This window comes from Ferrovibrio sp. (genome assembly GCF_017994015.1).
In the GTDB taxonomy this organism is placed as follows: Bacteria; Pseudomonadota; Alphaproteobacteria; order Ferrovibrionales; family Ferrovibrionaceae; genus Ferrovibrio.
Window position 1 is genome coordinate 1 of the sequence record NZ_JAGOLP010000069.1, and the last position, 15293, is coordinate 15293.

A 15293-nucleotide genomic window follows, 5' to 3' on the forward strand; every position below is an offset into this window, starting at 1 on the left:
GATATATTTCGCCGCCAGTTCCACCGCCGCCTTGATGGCATCATCGGTGTAGCGGACATGGTGATGTTCTTCGTAATAGGTCTTGATGCCGCGCAGAATCTTGATGGCATCCGGGATCGAGGGTTCGTTCACATCGATCTTCTGGAAGCGGCGCAGCAGCGCACGGTCCTTCTCGATATAGGAGCGGAATTCCTTATAGGTCGTCGACCCCATGCAGCGCAGGCCACCCGAAGCCAGCGCCGGCTTGAGCAGGTTTGACGCATCCATGGCACCGCCCGACGTGGCGCCGGCGCCGATAACCGTGTGCATCTCGTCGATGAACAGGATCGCGTTGGGCTGCGCTTCCAGTTCCTGCATCACCTGCTTCAGGCGTTCCTCAAAATCGCCGCGATAGCGCGTGCCGGCCAGCAGGCTGCCCATATCCAGCGCGTAGATCACCGATTCCTTCAGAATGCCCGGCACTTCGCCACGAATGATGCGGCGCGCCAGGCCCTCGGCGATGGCGGTCTTGCCCACGCCGGGATCGCCGACATAGAGCGGGTTGTTCTTGGTGCGGCGGCACAGGATCTGGATGGTGCGCTCAATCTCGGCATCGCGGCCGATCAGCGGATCAATCTTGCCGGCCTTGGCCTTGTCGTTGAGATTGACGCAATAGGCGCTGAGCGCCTCCTTGTCTTTATCCTTTTCCTTGGCCTTCTCGCGCTCGCCGCTGTTGCGCTGCTCACGCGCCGGCTCTTCGGTGCCGCTGGCGCCGCTTTCGCTGCCGCGCACCGGCGGGCGGCGCTCGCTGCGGCTGCCCGGCGCCTTGGCCACGCCATGGCTGATATAACTCACCGCATCGAGCCGGGTCATGTCCTGCTCTTGCAGGAAATGCACCGCATGGCTCTCACGCTCGGAGAAGATCGCCACCAGCACATTGGCGCCGGTCACTTCCTCGCGGCCGGAAGATTGCACATGGAACAGGGCGCGCTGCACGGCGCGCTGAAAGCTCAGGGTGGGTTTGGCATCCTGCGGCAGGCCGGTAACCACCAGGCCGCGCAATTCCTCGTCGATGAAGGTGCCGAGCCGCTGACGCAGCTTTTCCACATCCACATTGCAGGCGCGCATCACGGCGATGGCGTCGGAATCTTCGGTCAGGGCAAAGAGCAGATGTTCCAGCGTGGCGAATTCATGCTTCTTCGCGCCGGCCAGTGAAAGGGCCCTGTGCAGGGATTGCTCAAGCGTGCGCGAGAAGCTTGCCATTCGGTCTACGCCTCCATCAATCGCGTTCCATGGTACATTGCAGCGGATGCTGATGCTGGCGGGCGAAATCGACCACCTGGGTCACTTTCGTTTCCGCCACCTCGTAGGTGAAGACCCCGCAGATGCCGACGCCCTTCTGGTGAACGTGCAGCATGATCTGCGTCGCCTCCTCGCGCGGTTTGTTGAAAAACCGCTCCAGCACATGCACGACGAACTCCATCGGCGTGTAGTCGTCGTTCAGCAGCAAGACCTTGTACATGGGCGGCTTCTGCGTTTTCGGCTTGGTCTTGGTGACCACGCCGATTTTGGTACGCCCGCGCCCATCGCGTCCATCCCGTTCGCTCATGCCCGCCCGCTCATTCTGCTACTCATCCATACAACCCATCGCCCGCTCCGTCCTCTCGTCCGTCGCGCGGTTCAGCGCTGCACCGATTGAGGATATGGGAACATGGTAAAAAAATACCAGCACCGGGCGATTAAAAAAAGCTGCCGCAAACGGAAAGAGCCCGGCCTTGCGGCCGGGCTCTGTAACAAATGCGCGACTGGCTTGGATCAGGCGGCCATCGGCTTGACGAACTTTTCCACCGCCGCCTGAACCTGGGCGTTGATCGGGGCAAAGCTGTCCTGCGCCACCTTGGCCGACACTTCGCTCAGCTTGGTGGCATGGGCGGAATAGGCTTCAAAGGCCGACTTGGCAAAGCCGTTCTGCAACTCGATCACTTCCTGGAGGGTCTTGGCGCCGAACAGCGCCTTCGTCGCGGCCAGGTTGTCTTCATACTGGCTCTTCGCGAAAGCCAGCACTTCGGCGTTGATGGTTTCGGCGCCCTTGCTGGCCGTGGTGCCGGCGGCAACGAAGGCATCGGCGCTGGCCTTGGAGAACTTGGCGGCGTCGTCGTAACCCTTCACCACTTTCTCGATCTGCTCCTTGGAAGCAGCGAAAGCGCGCTCAGCGGCTTCGGTGGCGGCCTGCACGGCCTTCTCGATCTGCTCCTTGGAAGCAGCGATCACGGTTTCAAACGCCTGCGCGTCAAAAGCCGGGGTCTCAAAAGCCGGGGTTTCAAGCTTGGGGGCGGCAATCTTGGTCTTGGCCATCGGAATGATCCTTTTAGACAAAGGACCGAAACACGGTCCTGGTGGTTGAAAAGCCGGATTAACCCGGATGCGATGCTGGCCACCCCGAATGCTCTAACGTATCGACGCCGGCTGATCGGTGTAGCGGAAAATGCTGCGGTGCAACATTGATAGGTATATAAGCACGCCAGCAATTGCGTCAAGGGAAAATTTGTGCGCCGCAATATAAAAATGCGGCAGCGCACAAAAGCGCTGCCGCATGAATGGCTTACTGCCTAATCAACAGGCAATCCAACCAGTTAGTTGAAAGCCCGTTGGGTGTAGATCAGGCCGTTATCGCCCACAATATAGCGGTGCGGTGGCTGGTTCGGCTTCTCGCGGGCCTGGTTCATCATCAGCGCATAGGGCGGCAATGCCACCTTGCGCGGCGGGTTCACAGCCACGCCGGTATGATCAAAAGGCGCCAGCACATCCAGGAACCGGGCGCGGTCAAAGGCGGGCATTTCCCCCGGATAGCCCTCGGCGGCCCAGGCATTAAAGTGGAAAATGCCGTTACGGCAGGCACTGGCGGTCCAGTAAAAATCATCACCGCGCAATTCCAGGCCCTTTTTCGCCGTTGCCTCAAATCCGGCATCACGCAAAGCGGCCGTAACGCGCTCAAACTCGGCGGCATTCAGGCGATGCAGTGCCTTGTCGCCCTGCCAGGGCTTGAGCGGCTCGGTCAGCGTGATGGCGGTGAGCGTGCCGGAGCCGATCACCCGCGCCTCCAGCAGGGCGCCGCCATCGGGCTGTGCGGTGAAATCATAGCTGCGGCGCTGTTCGGCGTAGATGCCGTTGTAAACCAGCCGATAGCGGGTCGGCTCGCCCGGCTTGCAGTTGGTGGCCAGATCGTCACCGCCGACATAGCGGTCCCAGGAAAAATGCCGCTGCACCGGGTCGTCGGTCGGGCCGATGGACGCGCAACCGGCCAGCAAGGCTAGGCCGGCAAACAGCGGTAGCAACCGATTTTTAAGCGAAAGAGCGGTAGATTTCACAATCGGACTCCATAGGTTGAACATTCGCCCGGCCCCTAACGCTATGCTGAATCATAGCCGAATCAAATTGTTAGAGGACGATTTTTACTGGACAAGGCGAATCGTGATTCATAAACTCTGGGCGACGAATCGGGCTTTTCTGTGTCAAAGGGTCCGGCTGCGGACTAGTCAAGCGGGACCTTTACGGGGGATATCACAGATGCAGTACACGGCGGCGTTGCGGCGGATTCCGGTTTTTGTTGTAACGATTTGTTTCATACTGGCCGCTGCCGTTTCGCTCCCGTCTCCTGCCCGGGCCGCCAAGGCCAAGGCGGAGGCAAACCGGTATGCCGCCATCGTGGTGGATTATGATACCGGCCGCGTGCTGCATGCCCAGCATGCCGACGAGCCGCGTTATCCGGCCTCGCTGACCAAGATGATGACCCTGTACATGACCTTCGACGCCCTGAATGACGGGCGGCTGAGCATGCACCAGCCGCTGCGAATTTCAGCCCATGCGGCAGCCCAGCCCTATGGCATCCCGCTGCGCGCCGGCCAAACCATCACGGTGCGCGATGCCGTGCTGGCCGCCATCACCAAATCGGCCAACAACGCCACCGCTGTTCTGGGCGAAGCCATCGGCGGCAGCGAAAGCCAGTTTGCCGAAATGATGACCCGCAAGGCACAGCAGATCGGCATGCGCAGCACGGTGTTCAAGAATTCGTCGGGCCTGCCGAACAGCCAGCAGAAGACCACGGCGCGCGACATGGCGACTTTGGGCGCCGCGCTGATCAAGCATCACGGCAAATATTACGACTATTTCTCCACCGCCGAGTTCGAATGGAATGACGGCGTGTATCGCAACCACAACCGCGTGCTGAGCCGCTATGAAGGCGCCGATGGCATCAAGACCGGCTTCATCGGCGCTTCGGGCTTCAATCTGGTGGCTTCGGCCAAGCGCGATGGCCGCCGTATCGTCGCCGCCGTGTTTGGCGGCAGCACCGCCACGTCGCGTGACAACCGCATGATCCAGCTGCTCGATGCCGGCTTTGAGCGCATCCAGAATGGCGGCGGCAACGATCCGGTGATGGCCTCAAGCGAAACCGGCAGTTCGTTCAACCTGATTTCCTCGGCCAAGGCGGCTGAACCCGGCAGCGCTGCCCGCGCCGCCAAGCCCAAGACCAGCAAGGCCGCAACCAAGACGAAAGCCAAGGCCGCCGCTGCCAATGGCAATTGGGCGGTGCAGCTTGGCGCCTTCAAGAAGCAGGACGCCGCCCAGGCCACCGTGGCCAAGGCGCAGGCCAATGTGCCGGCCGGCGAACCCAGTGTGGAAGCTTTGCGCGCCGATAGTGGGATGCTGTATCGCGCCCGCCTCACCGGCATGAGCGAGGCCGATGCGCGCAACGCCTGTAGCAGTCTGAAGCGCCGCAATCTGGCCTGCACCGTGGTTTCGCCCAGCGCCGGCTAAGGTCTAAGCCACATCCAGCTTGATTTTAAGCCGGCGCGCGGCCAAAGTCCGCGCTGATGAACCGGCGCCGCTTTCCCACCAACCACAACACCCCCCGCAGCCGCGCCGAAGGGATCAGCTTGGCGCCGATCCTGTTCTTTGTCAGCGTGGTCAATTCCTGCCTGGGCGTGTTCATGCTGCTGCCGGCGCTGATCGACTATGTCGATGGCAGCAGTGACTATGCCGCCTTCCTGGTCTGCGCGCTTGGCACATTGTTTGTTGGCGCCGGGCTGGCCATCGCCACCAATGACAAGCAGCAGCGCATCAACCAGAACGAAACCCTGCTGCTGCTGCCAATCACCTGGGTGATCGCCTGCCTGGTCTGCGCCCTGCCTTTCATGCTGTCAGACCTGCATCTCAGCCTGACCGATGCGGTTTTTGAGGCCGTTTCGGGCCTGACCAATACTGGCTCCACCGTGATTGTTGGCCTGGATGACGCACCGCGCGGGGTGCTGTTCTGGCGCTTTCTCCTGATGTGGATCGGCGGCTTCGGCGTGGTCACCATCGCCGTGCTGGCGCTGCCTTTTCTGCGCATCGGCGGCTTGCAGCTTTTCAGCCTCGACCTGTCGCCCAGCTCGGCCAAGTTTGTGCCACGCATGGTGGAGGTGGTCACGCAGATCGGCCTGATCTATGCCGCCCTCACCGCGCTCTGCGCGGTGTGCTACTGGCTTGCCGGCATGTCATCGTTTGATGCCATCGGCCATGCCATGACCTCGCTGGCAACCGGGGGTTATTCCTCGCATGATTCCGGCATCGGCTTTTTCAACAGCCCGGCCATTGAGTGGATTGCCGTGGTGTTCATGACCCTGGGCGCCATGCCTTTTGGCCTTTATATCGTGGCCATCCATGGCCGGCCGGAGGCGCTCTATCGCGATCAGCAGGTGCGGCTGTTCCTGGGTATCATCCTGGCCAGCATGCTGCTGATCACCGCTTGGCGGATGGTGCATTTTGATATCGGTCTGTTGCAGGCATTGCGCGAAGGCGCCTTCGTTACCGTCGCCACTATCACCACCACCGGCTTCACCGGCTACGATTACTCGTCCTGGGGCGGCTTTACCGAATCGCTGGCTTTCCTGCTGATGCTGATCGGCGGCTGCACCGGTTCCACCGTGGGCGGCATCAAGGTGTTCCGGGTTTACATCATGCTGCAATCCCTGCGCGGCCAGATTCACCGGCAGATTTTCCCGCATGGCACATTCCGCGTCACTTTCAACGGCGAAACCATTGCAGATGCCGTGCGGGTTGGCGTTGCCACCTACTTCTTTGTCTATCTGTTGATGCTGGCCTTCCTCTGCCTGGCGATCAGCGCCACCGGGTTGCCTTTCAGCGAAAGCCTTGGTGCCGCCGCCACCTCGCTCGGCAATGTCGGCCCCGGCCTGGGGCCTAATAGCGGCCCCTGCTGCACCTTCAAGGAATTCCCCGACACCGCCAAATGGCTGATGAGCTTCGGCATGCTGGCCGGCCGCCTGGAAATCCTGATCCTGATTATCCCGCTCAGCCGCTTCTTCTGGCGCAACTGACCCCGCTCAACGATACCACAGCGTCGGCAGGTAGAGCGTCAGCACCGGGAACAGGCAGATCAGCCCCAGCACAACAAAAAGCGGCACCAGGAAGGGCAGCACCGCCATCACGGTGCGATCAAATGACAGCTTCGCCACCCGTGACAACACAAACAGCACCATGCCAACCGGCGGCGTGAGCAGGCCGATCATCAGGTTCAGCACCATGATGACACCGAACTGCACCGGATCGATCCCCACCTTCTGCACTGCCGGCATAAAGACCGGCACCAGGATGGAAATCGCCGCGATGGTTTCCATGAAGCAGCCGACGATCAGCAGGATGATGTTGATGATCAGCAGCAGCATGTAGGGATTGGTGGTGATCGACAGCAGGCCGGAGGTCAGTTCCTCGGTGATCCGAGTGGTGGTCAGCACCCAGCCAAACAGCGAGGCGGCGCCCACGATGATCAGCACACTGGCGGTGGTTTCGATGGTTTCCATCGAGATGCGGTAAAATTGCCGCAGATTGAGCGAGCGATACAGGAACACGCCGAGGATCAGCGCCCAGGCGCAGGCAGCAATGGCGGCTTCGGTGGGCGTGAAGGCGCCGCTGCTCATGCCGCCGATCAGGATCACCGGGGTGAGCAAAGCCGGAATGGCGCGCAGGAAGCTGCGGCCCAACACCGGGATGCTGAAAGCCTGGTCACTGCCGATATTATGGCGATGCGCATACCAGGTGACATAGATCATCATCGCGCCGGCCATCAGCAAGCCAGGCACGATACCGGCAACAAAAAGCTGGCCAATAGAAACATTCGCCATCACGCCGAAGATAACCATCGGCAACGAGGGCGGAATGATCGGCCCCACAGTGGACGACGCCGCCGTAATGCCAACGGCGAATTCGACCGGATAATTATGGTCGCGCATTGCCTTGATCTCGATAGTGCCAAGACCGCCAGCATCGGCCACCGCCGTACCAGACATGCCGGCGAAGATCACCGACCCCACCACGTTGACATGGCCCAGGCCACCGCGCAGCCAGCCCACGGCAGCAACAGCGAAATCATAAATACGGTTGGTGATGCCGGCAGTATTCATCAGATTGCCGGCCAGGATGAAAAATGGCACAGCGATCAGCGGAAAAGAATCTACGCCGCCGGCCATGCGATGCAGCACAACAAAGTCCGGCACCATCGATAGGAAGTGGGTGTAAAAGAGCGACGAACCACCCAGCGCGACAAAAATCGGCACGCCGATCAGCAAAGTGGCGAAAAAGAAAACCAGCAAAGCGGCCATTGCAAAACTCCGTGCAAAAAAACGTAACGGTCAATCGATGATCAGGTCGACTTTGTTCGGATCGGGTCGCCAGCCACGCCGGGCATTGCCAAACACCACCCGTATGCAGCGGTACAGCATCAGGAAGCAGCCCAGCGCGATGCCGCCATACACAATGCTCATCGGCCATTCGATCACGGTCATGGTCTGAATCTGCATACGCTCGGTGATGGTGATGCCGAACCAGCACAGACAGGCGATGAACCCCAGCGTAAGGCCATCGATGATGAAGCGGCTGAGCCGCGCCAAGCCTTCCGGCAGGAAATGCTGGATCGCTTCCACCCCGATATGGGTGCCGCGCCGCATCGCCGTGGCGGCGCCGATGAAGGTGACCCACATCAGCAGGTAACGCGAAATCTCTTCGGTCCAGGCATAGGAATCATTCATCACATAACGTGAGAAGAATTGCAGGAACACCACGCCGGCCAGGGTCCAGAAAATCACAAAGCCAAGTATGTCCTCAATGAATGGCTCAATCTTTACCTCGGGATCCGCCACCTCGATCAGATGCACTTCAGTGGGGTCTTGCTGCTGCGGTTGTGTCATGGCTTTACCTGCTGCTGCGATTCCGCAAGACTGCGGCCAAGAAAAGAAAAACGGAGGAAATCATGGCAACGATCACCCGGGTGGAAATCCTGCAAGTCGACCTGGCGCCGCTGGTGAAACGCACCGATGCGATCCAGGCTTTCATCACCCAGGAAACGCCGATGCTGCGTATCCACACCAGCGACGGCCTGATTGGCACCGGCTACAGCTACACGATCGGCACCGGCGGCTCCTCGGTGGTGGCATTGTTGCGCGATCACCTGGCGCCGCGGCTGATCGGGCGCGACCCGGCCGCCATCGAAGCGATCTGGAAAAGCCTGTTCTTTGCTACTCATGCCACGGCCGTGGGCGCCATCACCGCCCTGGCGCTGGCAGCCATCGATACGGCCTTGTGGGATTTGCGCTGCCTGGCGGCGCAGAAGCCCTTGTGGCTCGAAGCCGGCGGCGCGCAGGCCGCCGTGCCGGTTTACACCACCGAGGGCGGCTGGCTGCATATCGAGCCGCAGGCCCTGGTGGATGATGCCCTGGCGGCCAAAGCGGCCGGCTTTGGCGGCAGCAAGATCAAGGTGGGCCGGCCGCATGTGGCCGAGGATGTGGCACGGCTTGGCGCGGTGCGCGCGGCGGTGGGCGATGATTTTGAAATCATGGTGGATGCCAACCAGGCATTCACCGTGGCCGAGGCGATCCGGCGCGCCCGGCAGTATGAAGCCTTTGATCTGGCATGGTTCGAGGAGCCGCTGCCGGCCGAGGATATGGACGGCCATGTGCGCCTTGCCGCCAGCACATCGCTGCCCATCGCGGTGGGCGAGTCGATCTACAGCCTGAGCCACTTCCGGGAATATCTGCAAAACCGCGCCTGCGCCATCGTGCAGGCAGACGTGGCGCGTATCGGCGGCATCACGCCGTGGCTCAAGGTGGCGCACCTGGTGGAAGCCTTCAACATGGCGATCTGCCCGCATTTCCTGATGGAACTGCATGTCTCGCTTTGCGCCGCCGTGCCCAATGCAGCCTGGGTGGAGTGGATTCCGCAGCTTGATGCCATCGCCACCAGTCGCCTGGCCGTGCAGAACGGCAAAGCGCTGGCGCCGCAGGCGCCGGGGCTTGGCATTGAGTGGGATTGGGCTGCAATCGCGAAACGTCAAGCTTTCAGTCCGCTAGTCATCACATGAAAAAAAAACACCGGCAGGGCAACAATACCCTGCCGGTGTGCCTGGCTTACTTCAGGGCCTGCAAGGTGTCATATTCCGCCTTGCTCCAGCCGGCGCCGGCTGCGGCATCGTTATGCAGCGGCACGGCAGCAGCGATGAACGGCTTGCGATCCACCTCCACCACGGTCTTGCCGAGCTTGCGGAATTCAGCCGCCAGGGTCTGCTCGGAAGCGCGGATCTTGTCAGTGGCGCGGCTTGCCGCCGTCTTCAGCACATCCGCGAAGGCCGCCTTCTCATCCGCATTCAGCTTGTTCCAGACATGGCCGCCAACGATGCTGAGCAGGCTTTCGGTGATATGGCCTGAGAGCATGATATGGCTCTGCACTTCGTAGAACTTCTTCGCCATGATGGTGGGCAGCGGATTCTCCTGGCCGTCCACGGTGCCTTGTTGCAAAGCAAGGTAGACCTCTGCAAAAGCAATCGGGGTTGCATTGGCGCCGACCGATTTGGTGAACATCAGGAACAGCGGCGCCGGCGGCACGCGCAGCTTCATGCCCTTCATGTCTTCCGGCTTGTTGATCGCCTTGTTGGCGGTCAGATGGCGCTGGCCGTAATAGGTCAGTGCCGTCACCTTATGTTTGGTCTTCTGCTCATAGCCGGCGGCAATGTCGGTGAACAGCTTGGAATCGCGATAGGCCTTCCAATGGTCGAAATCGCGCAGGATGAACGGCGCATTGGAAATCGCAATCGGCTTGTGGATCGAGCCGGCAAAGGCCACGCCGGTATAGATGATATCCACGGTGCCGAGGGTGAGCGCCTCGTTGATCTGGTTTTCGTTGCCGAGCTGCGAGGCCGGGAACACTTCGATCTGATACTTGTTGTTGGTGCGCTTGGCGATTTCCTGCGCCGCCCACAAAGCCTCGGTGTGATAAGGCTCGGGCGTCTCATAAACATGGGCCCATTTCAGCTTGGTCTGCGCCAGCGTCGGCGTGGCCAGCATAGCCAGCGCCAGGGTGGCGGCGGCAAACATGAACTGCTTTTTCATTGGTTTCCTCCTGCTTTCTTATGGTTGGTCCGGCTCTGCCGGCACGGGTCAGACTTCATCCTCGGCTTTGCTGTTATTCGGGGGTGAAGTAATCGGGATTACGCGCAAGAATCTCGGGCAGGCTGAGCTGCAGCCCGTCGAGATGGAAATCCATTGCCAGTAAAGCGGTGGCGGCATCGCCGCGTTCCAGCGCCTCGGCCACCCGCTCATGCTCTTCAATCACCCGCTCCAGCCGGCCGGCTTCGGGCAGGGTCAGGCGGCGGAAACGGTCAACATGGAATTTCACCTGCCGCACCAGAATCCAGATGCCGGGATAACCTGCCGCCTCGGCGATGGCGGCGTGGAAAGCCTCGTCCGCCAGATGGAAAGCCTGCATGTCATCGGCGGCGCAGGCTTCGCGCTGGCGTTTGATTGCGGCATGCAGGCCGGCAAACTGGCTGCTGCGGGCGCATTCGGCCGCCTTGGTCACTGCCACCTGCTCCAGCGCGCGGCGGATCACCATGGCCTCGATCAGCTTGGCGCAGGGGATCAAACTGACCCGGGTGCCGGATTTCGGCACGATCTCCACCAGCCCCTCATCGGCCAGACGCAGCAAAGCCTCGCGCACCGGCGTGCGGCTGACACCAAAGCCCTTGGACAGATCGTTTTCGGACAGCATGGCGCCTGGCGGCAGGGCCAATGACAGGATGTCGTCATGCAGCCGTTCATGCACCAAAGCAGCCACAGTGGGCGGCACACTGAATTGATGCCGTGCGCTGCGCACCGGTGCGAACTGATGCCGCGCGCTGCGCGCGGGAGTGTGCCCGGCAACCGGCAACGGCTCGGCCAGTGGCCCCGGCATCGTTGCCAGGGCCACAATATCGCCGGCATGCAGGCGCGCACCGCCCCCCATACTCGCCTCCCCTAATCCCTGTCCAGGCCAAGCCCGGATGCCTGCGCCGTTCCTATAACTGGAACTTGGTCGCATATCTTGTATGTAAGATATGTGTTGCGATTGGCGCCGTCAACGCTTTCCGCTTGCTGACCAGGCAGCCTGCACTATTTCTGCGGCATGCCGCCCAAACCCCGCCTTGCCCTGCTCGCCTTGCTCGCCCTGCTGCTGGCCGGCTGCACCCCGCCACCGGATGCCGCACAGGCCCCCGGCAAGCCCTATCACCACCTGGCCGATGGGCGGTTCCGCAATCCGCCCGGCAGCCCGCCGCGCGAGGCCGGCTTCACGGATTTTGCGCCGTTTTTCTTTGGTCAATTCCTGCGCTCTTTCAATCCGCCGACGCCGCCGCCAGAGCATGTGTTGAGCCCCGAGGCAGTTCAGGCCGGCCGTTCCGCCCATGCCGGGCAGGATCATATCACCTGGCTCGGCCACGCCGCTTTCCTGATGCGCATGCAGGGCGCCACGCTGCTTACCGATCCGTATCTTTCAGAACGCGCCGGCTTCCTGGTCTTTGGCCCCAAGCGTTTTGTGCCGGCGGCGCTGAGCGTGGCGCAATTGCCGCCGATTGATCTGCTGTTGATCAGCCATAACCATTACGATCATCTTGATGCCGCCACGGTGGAAGCCATGCCGGGCAAAGACCGCATCACCGTGGTGGTGCCACTGCGCTTGGGCGATTTTTTCCGCGAGCGCGGTTATGCCAATGTGGTGGAACTGGATTGGTATGACAGCACCGAGCAGCGCGGCGTGAAAATTACGGCGGTGCCGGCGGTGCATTTCTCGCGCCGCACGCTGTTCGATACCAACCGCACGCTCTGGGCCGGCTTCATGCTGGAAGCCGGCGGCAAACGCGTCTATTTCAGCGGCGACACCGCCTATGGCGCCACATTCAAGGAAATCGGCCAACGCTTTGCGCCGGTTGACCTGGCGCTGATCGGCATCGGCGCCTATGAGCCGAAGGCGATCATGCGGGCCAGCCATGCCACACCGGAAGAAGCCGTGCAGATCGGCCGTGATATCCGCGCCCGCCGCCTGGTCGGCATGCACTGGGGCACGGTAACACTCACCCAGGAACCGGCCTTCGAAGCGGCGCCGCGCTTCCGTGCGGCAGGTGCTGCCAGCGGCTATGCCGCCGATACCGTGCTGCCGCTCAAAATCGGTGAAACACTGGGGTTTTAGCCGCCCATCACTCCGGCCCGCCGCGCGCATAACGCAGGAAGGCCTCGCCCACCAGCAGATGGGTGATGTTGCCATGGCCGTCATCCAGCGGCAGGATCAGGCGGTCATATTGCAGGATATTCGGGCCATCCCAGCGTGTGATGCTGACATGGAACGGATGCCCGTCGCGGCAGGTCAGATCAAGATGCTGGCGGATCACCGCCCGGCTCTCGCGCATTGCGCCATCAGCATCCGTCACCAGGTCGCTCAAGGCGCGATAGGCCTCGCCCATGGCGCGGTAGCGGTAATTGCCATAAGGCTCGCGTTCGATCAGTGCCAGATCGGCGGCGCCCGGCAGGCTTTCCAGCGCCGGCAGGGCCGAGACCGCCAGCACAGGGCGGCCGGCCCGCGCGGCATCATACCAGGCCAGCAGGTCAACCAGGCTGGGTGCCTGCACTTCATCGGCCAGCCAGCCGCGCGGCGGTGGGGTGATCATGCCGGCACCCCGCCGGCAATCGGGCGTGGCCGGCCATTGGCATCGATGGCAACGTAGATGAAGGTGCCTTCCGTCACCTTGATCTCCTGCGGATCAAGCCGGCGCGCCACGATGGTTTCCATATGCACGGCGATGGAAGTGCGGCCAACCCGCTTCACGCTGGCATAGATCGACACCACATCGCCCACCTTGATCGGCTGCTTGAAGGTCATCGAATCGACCGCCACGGTGGCGACCCGGCCCTGGCTGCGCCGGGCGGCAACGATGCCGCCGGCAATATCCATCTGGCTCAGCACCCAGCCGCCGAAAATATCACCGTTACCATTCATGTCGGACGGCATCGGTGCGGTGCGGATCACCGGCTCGCCGCGTGCATTCTGGTCTTCTGGCTGGCTCATCCGGCGGCTCCATAAATCGTTTAAGTGCTTTTCGCGCCTGCGAAAACCACTATATTTGGTATTCCCTGATTCGGGCGCCCCTATACAGCGGGCGCGGTTTGCAGTATAGCGCGGCGCATGAATTCGACGAATGACTTGTTCCAGAGCAGCAAGGCTGGCTCAGACTACACCGCCAAGGATATCGAAGTCCTGGAGGGGCTGGAGCCTGTGCGGCGCCGGCCCGGCATGTATATCGGCGGCATCGACGAGCGCGCCCTGCACCATCTGTTTGCCGAGGTGCTGGACAATTCCATGGACGAGGCGGTGGCCGGCCATGCCGACCGCATCGAGGTGGAATTGCTGCCCGATGGCAGCCTGCGCGTGGCCGATAACGGCCGCGGCATCCCGATCGACCGCCACCCAAAATTCAAGGACAAGTCGGCGCTGGAGGTGATTTTCACCACGCTGCATTCCGGCGGCAAATTCTCCGACAAGGTTTATTCCACTGCCGGCGGCCTGCATGGCGTGGGCATTTCGGTGGTCAACGCGCTGTCTGACCGCCTGACCGTGGAAGTGGCGCGTGATCGCGAATTGTGGCGCCAGGAATATTCCCGTGGCGCGCCGCAGGGGCCGCTTGCCAAGGTGGGCAATGTGCCAAACCGGCGCGGCACAGCGGTGTTTTTCCATCCCGACGAGCAGATTTTCGGCAAGGGCGCGCATTTCCGCCCCAGCCGGCTGTTCCGCATGGCGCGTTCCAAGGCCTATCTCTATCCCGGTGTGGAAATCCGCTGGAAATGTGCCGCCGATCTGCTGAAAAGCGACGACGAGACACCGGCCGAGGCAACACTGCATTTCCCCGGTGGTTTGCAGGATTATCTGAATGCTGCCTTGGAGGGCCAGGCCACCATCACGCCGGTGCCGTTTGCCGGCCGGGCACAACTGGCTGGCGAACGCGGCCAGGTGGAATGGGCAATCCATTGGCCGCAGGAAATCGGTGATGGCTGGCTCAATTCCTATGTGAATACCGTGCCGACGCCAGAAGGCGGCACCCATGAAGCCGGCTTCCGTTCCGCCCTGCTGCGCAGCTTCAAGGAATATGCCGAGCTGACCAACAACAAGCGCGGCGCCCAGATCACGGCGGAAGACATCGTGTCGGGCGCCACCGCCATGCTGTCGCTGTTCATCAAGGAACCGCAATTCCAGGGCCAGACCAAGGAAAAGCTGGTCACGGTGGAAGCGCAGAAACTGGTGGAAGTGGCGGTCAAGGATCATTTCGACCATTGGCTGGCCGGCGCGCCGCAACATGCCACGGCCTTGCTGCTGCGCATTATCGAGCGCGCCGAGGAACGCCTGCGGCGCCGCGCCGAAAAGGAAGTGGGCCGCAAAACCGCCACACGCAAGCTGCGCCTGCCCGGCAAGCTGGCCGATTGCAGCGAAGATAGTGCAGCCGGCACGGAAATTTTCATTGTTGAGGGCGACAGCGCCGGTGGTTCTGCCAAGCAGGCGCGTGAGCGCAAGACCCAGGCGATCCTGCCGTTGCGCGGCAAAATCCTGAACGTGGCCTCGGCCACTTCGGGCAAGCTGGCGGCGAACCAGGAACTGGCTGACCTGATCCAGGCCCTGGGCTGCGGCACCGGCACCAAATACCGCGACGAGGATCTGCGCTACGACAAGGTCATCATCATGACCGACGCCGATGTGGACGGCGCGCATATCGCTTCGCTGCTGATCACCTTTTTCTTCCGCGAAATGCCCAGCCTGATCCGCAACGGCCACCTCTACCTGGCGCAGCCGCCGCTATTCCGAATCAGCCAGGGCGGCAAGACCGCCTATGCGCGCGACGACGCCCATAAGGATGAATTGCTGAAGTCCACCTTCAGCAGCCGTGGCAAGATCGAAATCAGCCGCTTCAAGGGTCT

Annotated in this window: 15 protein-coding genes; 5 read left to right on the forward strand and 10 right to left on the reverse strand. The window is 61.7% G+C overall.

Features of this window, described 5'->3' with window-relative positions; all coding sequences use genetic code 11:
- The 4 genes from KBB36_RS18680 to KBB36_RS18695 all read right to left on the reverse strand — a co-directional run.
- Window positions 1-1242: AAA family ATPase (locus KBB36_RS18680; protein WP_290984590.1), on the reverse strand; the 1242-nt coding region annotated here is incomplete at its 3' end.
- Between the two features lie 16 nt (window positions 1243-1258).
- Window positions 1259-1588, reverse strand: coding sequence for an ATP-dependent Clp protease adapter ClpS (gene clpS, locus KBB36_RS18685; RefSeq protein ID WP_290984593.1), 330 nt, complete (start codon window positions 1586-1588; stop codon window positions 1259-1261).
- 206 nt (window positions 1589-1794) lie between these two features.
- A complete protein-coding gene (gene phaP, locus KBB36_RS18690) occupies window positions 1795-2334 on the reverse strand; it encodes a phasin family protein (RefSeq protein WP_290984596.1) in 540 nt (179 codons plus the stop codon).
- Window positions 2335-2612: 278 nt separating this feature from the next.
- Window positions 2613-3347, reverse strand: a complete 735-nt coding sequence (locus tag KBB36_RS18695) for a hypothetical protein (protein WP_290984599.1) — start codon at window positions 3345-3347, stop codon at window positions 2613-2615.
- Window positions 3348-3546: 199 nt separating this feature from the next.
- Here KBB36_RS18695 and KBB36_RS18700 point away from each other — a divergent pair, with 199 nt between their 5' ends.
- Together KBB36_RS18700 and KBB36_RS18705 are read left to right on the forward strand one after the other, a co-directional pair.
- Window positions 3547-4794, forward strand: a complete 1248-nt coding sequence (locus tag KBB36_RS18700; RefSeq protein ID WP_290984602.1) for a D-alanyl-D-alanine carboxypeptidase — start codon at window positions 3547-3549, stop codon at window positions 4792-4794.
- Between the two features lie 56 nt (window positions 4795-4850).
- Window positions 4851-6353 carry a TrkH family potassium uptake protein gene (locus KBB36_RS18705; RefSeq protein WP_290984605.1) on the forward strand — a complete coding sequence of 501 codons (1503 nt, stop codon included), beginning with the start codon at window positions 4851-4853 and terminating at the stop codon, window positions 6351-6353.
- A 6-nt stretch (window positions 6354-6359) separates the two neighbouring features.
- Here KBB36_RS18705 and KBB36_RS18710 read toward each other — a convergent pair whose 3' ends face one another.
- Window positions 6360-7634, reverse strand: coding sequence for a TRAP transporter large permease (locus tag KBB36_RS18710; RefSeq protein WP_290984608.1), 1275 nt, complete (start codon window positions 7632-7634; stop codon window positions 6360-6362).
- 30 nt (window positions 7635-7664) lie between these two features.
- On the reverse strand, window positions 7665-8219 hold the full coding sequence (locus KBB36_RS18715) for a TRAP transporter small permease (RefSeq protein ID WP_290984611.1): 555 nt from the start codon (window positions 8217-8219) through the stop codon (window positions 7665-7667).
- A gap of 62 nt (window positions 8220-8281) precedes the next feature.
- Between KBB36_RS18715 and KBB36_RS18720 the strand changes: the two genes are divergently transcribed.
- A complete protein-coding gene (locus tag KBB36_RS18720; protein ID WP_290984614.1) occupies window positions 8282-9388 on the forward strand; it encodes a mandelate racemase/muconate lactonizing enzyme family protein in 1107 nt (368 codons plus the stop codon).
- A gap of 46 nt (window positions 9389-9434) precedes the next feature.
- On the opposite strand, the gene KBB36_RS18725 is transcribed toward KBB36_RS18720, so the two are convergent.
- Together KBB36_RS18725 and KBB36_RS18730 are read right to left on the reverse strand one after the other, a co-directional pair.
- Entirely contained in the window at window positions 9435-10412 is a 978-nt protein-coding gene (locus KBB36_RS18725; RefSeq protein ID WP_290984617.1) for a sialic acid TRAP transporter substrate-binding protein SiaP, read from the reverse strand.
- A 73-nt stretch (window positions 10413-10485) separates the two neighbouring features.
- Complete coding sequence (locus tag KBB36_RS18730) at window positions 10486-11304, reverse strand: GntR family transcriptional regulator (RefSeq protein WP_290984620.1); 819 nt, start codon at window positions 11302-11304, stop codon at window positions 10486-10488.
- A gap of 159 nt (window positions 11305-11463) precedes the next feature.
- Here KBB36_RS18730 and KBB36_RS18735 point away from each other — a divergent pair, with 159 nt between their 5' ends.
- Window positions 11464-12522 (forward strand): MBL fold metallo-hydrolase, encoded by a 1059-nt coding sequence (locus KBB36_RS18735; protein ID WP_290984624.1) that lies wholly within the window; start codon window positions 11464-11466, stop codon window positions 12520-12522.
- Window positions 12523-12529: 7 nt separating this feature from the next.
- Here KBB36_RS18735 and KBB36_RS18740 read toward each other — a convergent pair whose 3' ends face one another.
- Window positions 12530-12997 carry a hypothetical protein gene (locus tag KBB36_RS18740; RefSeq protein WP_290984627.1) on the reverse strand — a complete coding sequence of 156 codons (468 nt, stop codon included), beginning with the start codon at window positions 12995-12997 and terminating at the stop codon, window positions 12530-12532.
- A complete protein-coding gene (locus KBB36_RS18745) occupies window positions 12994-13395 on the reverse strand; it encodes an acyl-CoA thioesterase (protein WP_290984630.1) in 402 nt (133 codons plus the stop codon). The genes KBB36_RS18740 and KBB36_RS18745 overlap by 4 nt, the downstream gene beginning before the upstream one ends.
- 117 nt (window positions 13396-13512) lie before the next feature.
- On the opposite strand from KBB36_RS18745, the gene parE reads away from it, so the two are divergent.
- On the forward strand, window positions 13513-15293 hold a 1781-nt coding region (parE, locus tag KBB36_RS18750), incomplete at its 3' end, for a DNA topoisomerase IV subunit B (RefSeq protein ID WP_290984633.1).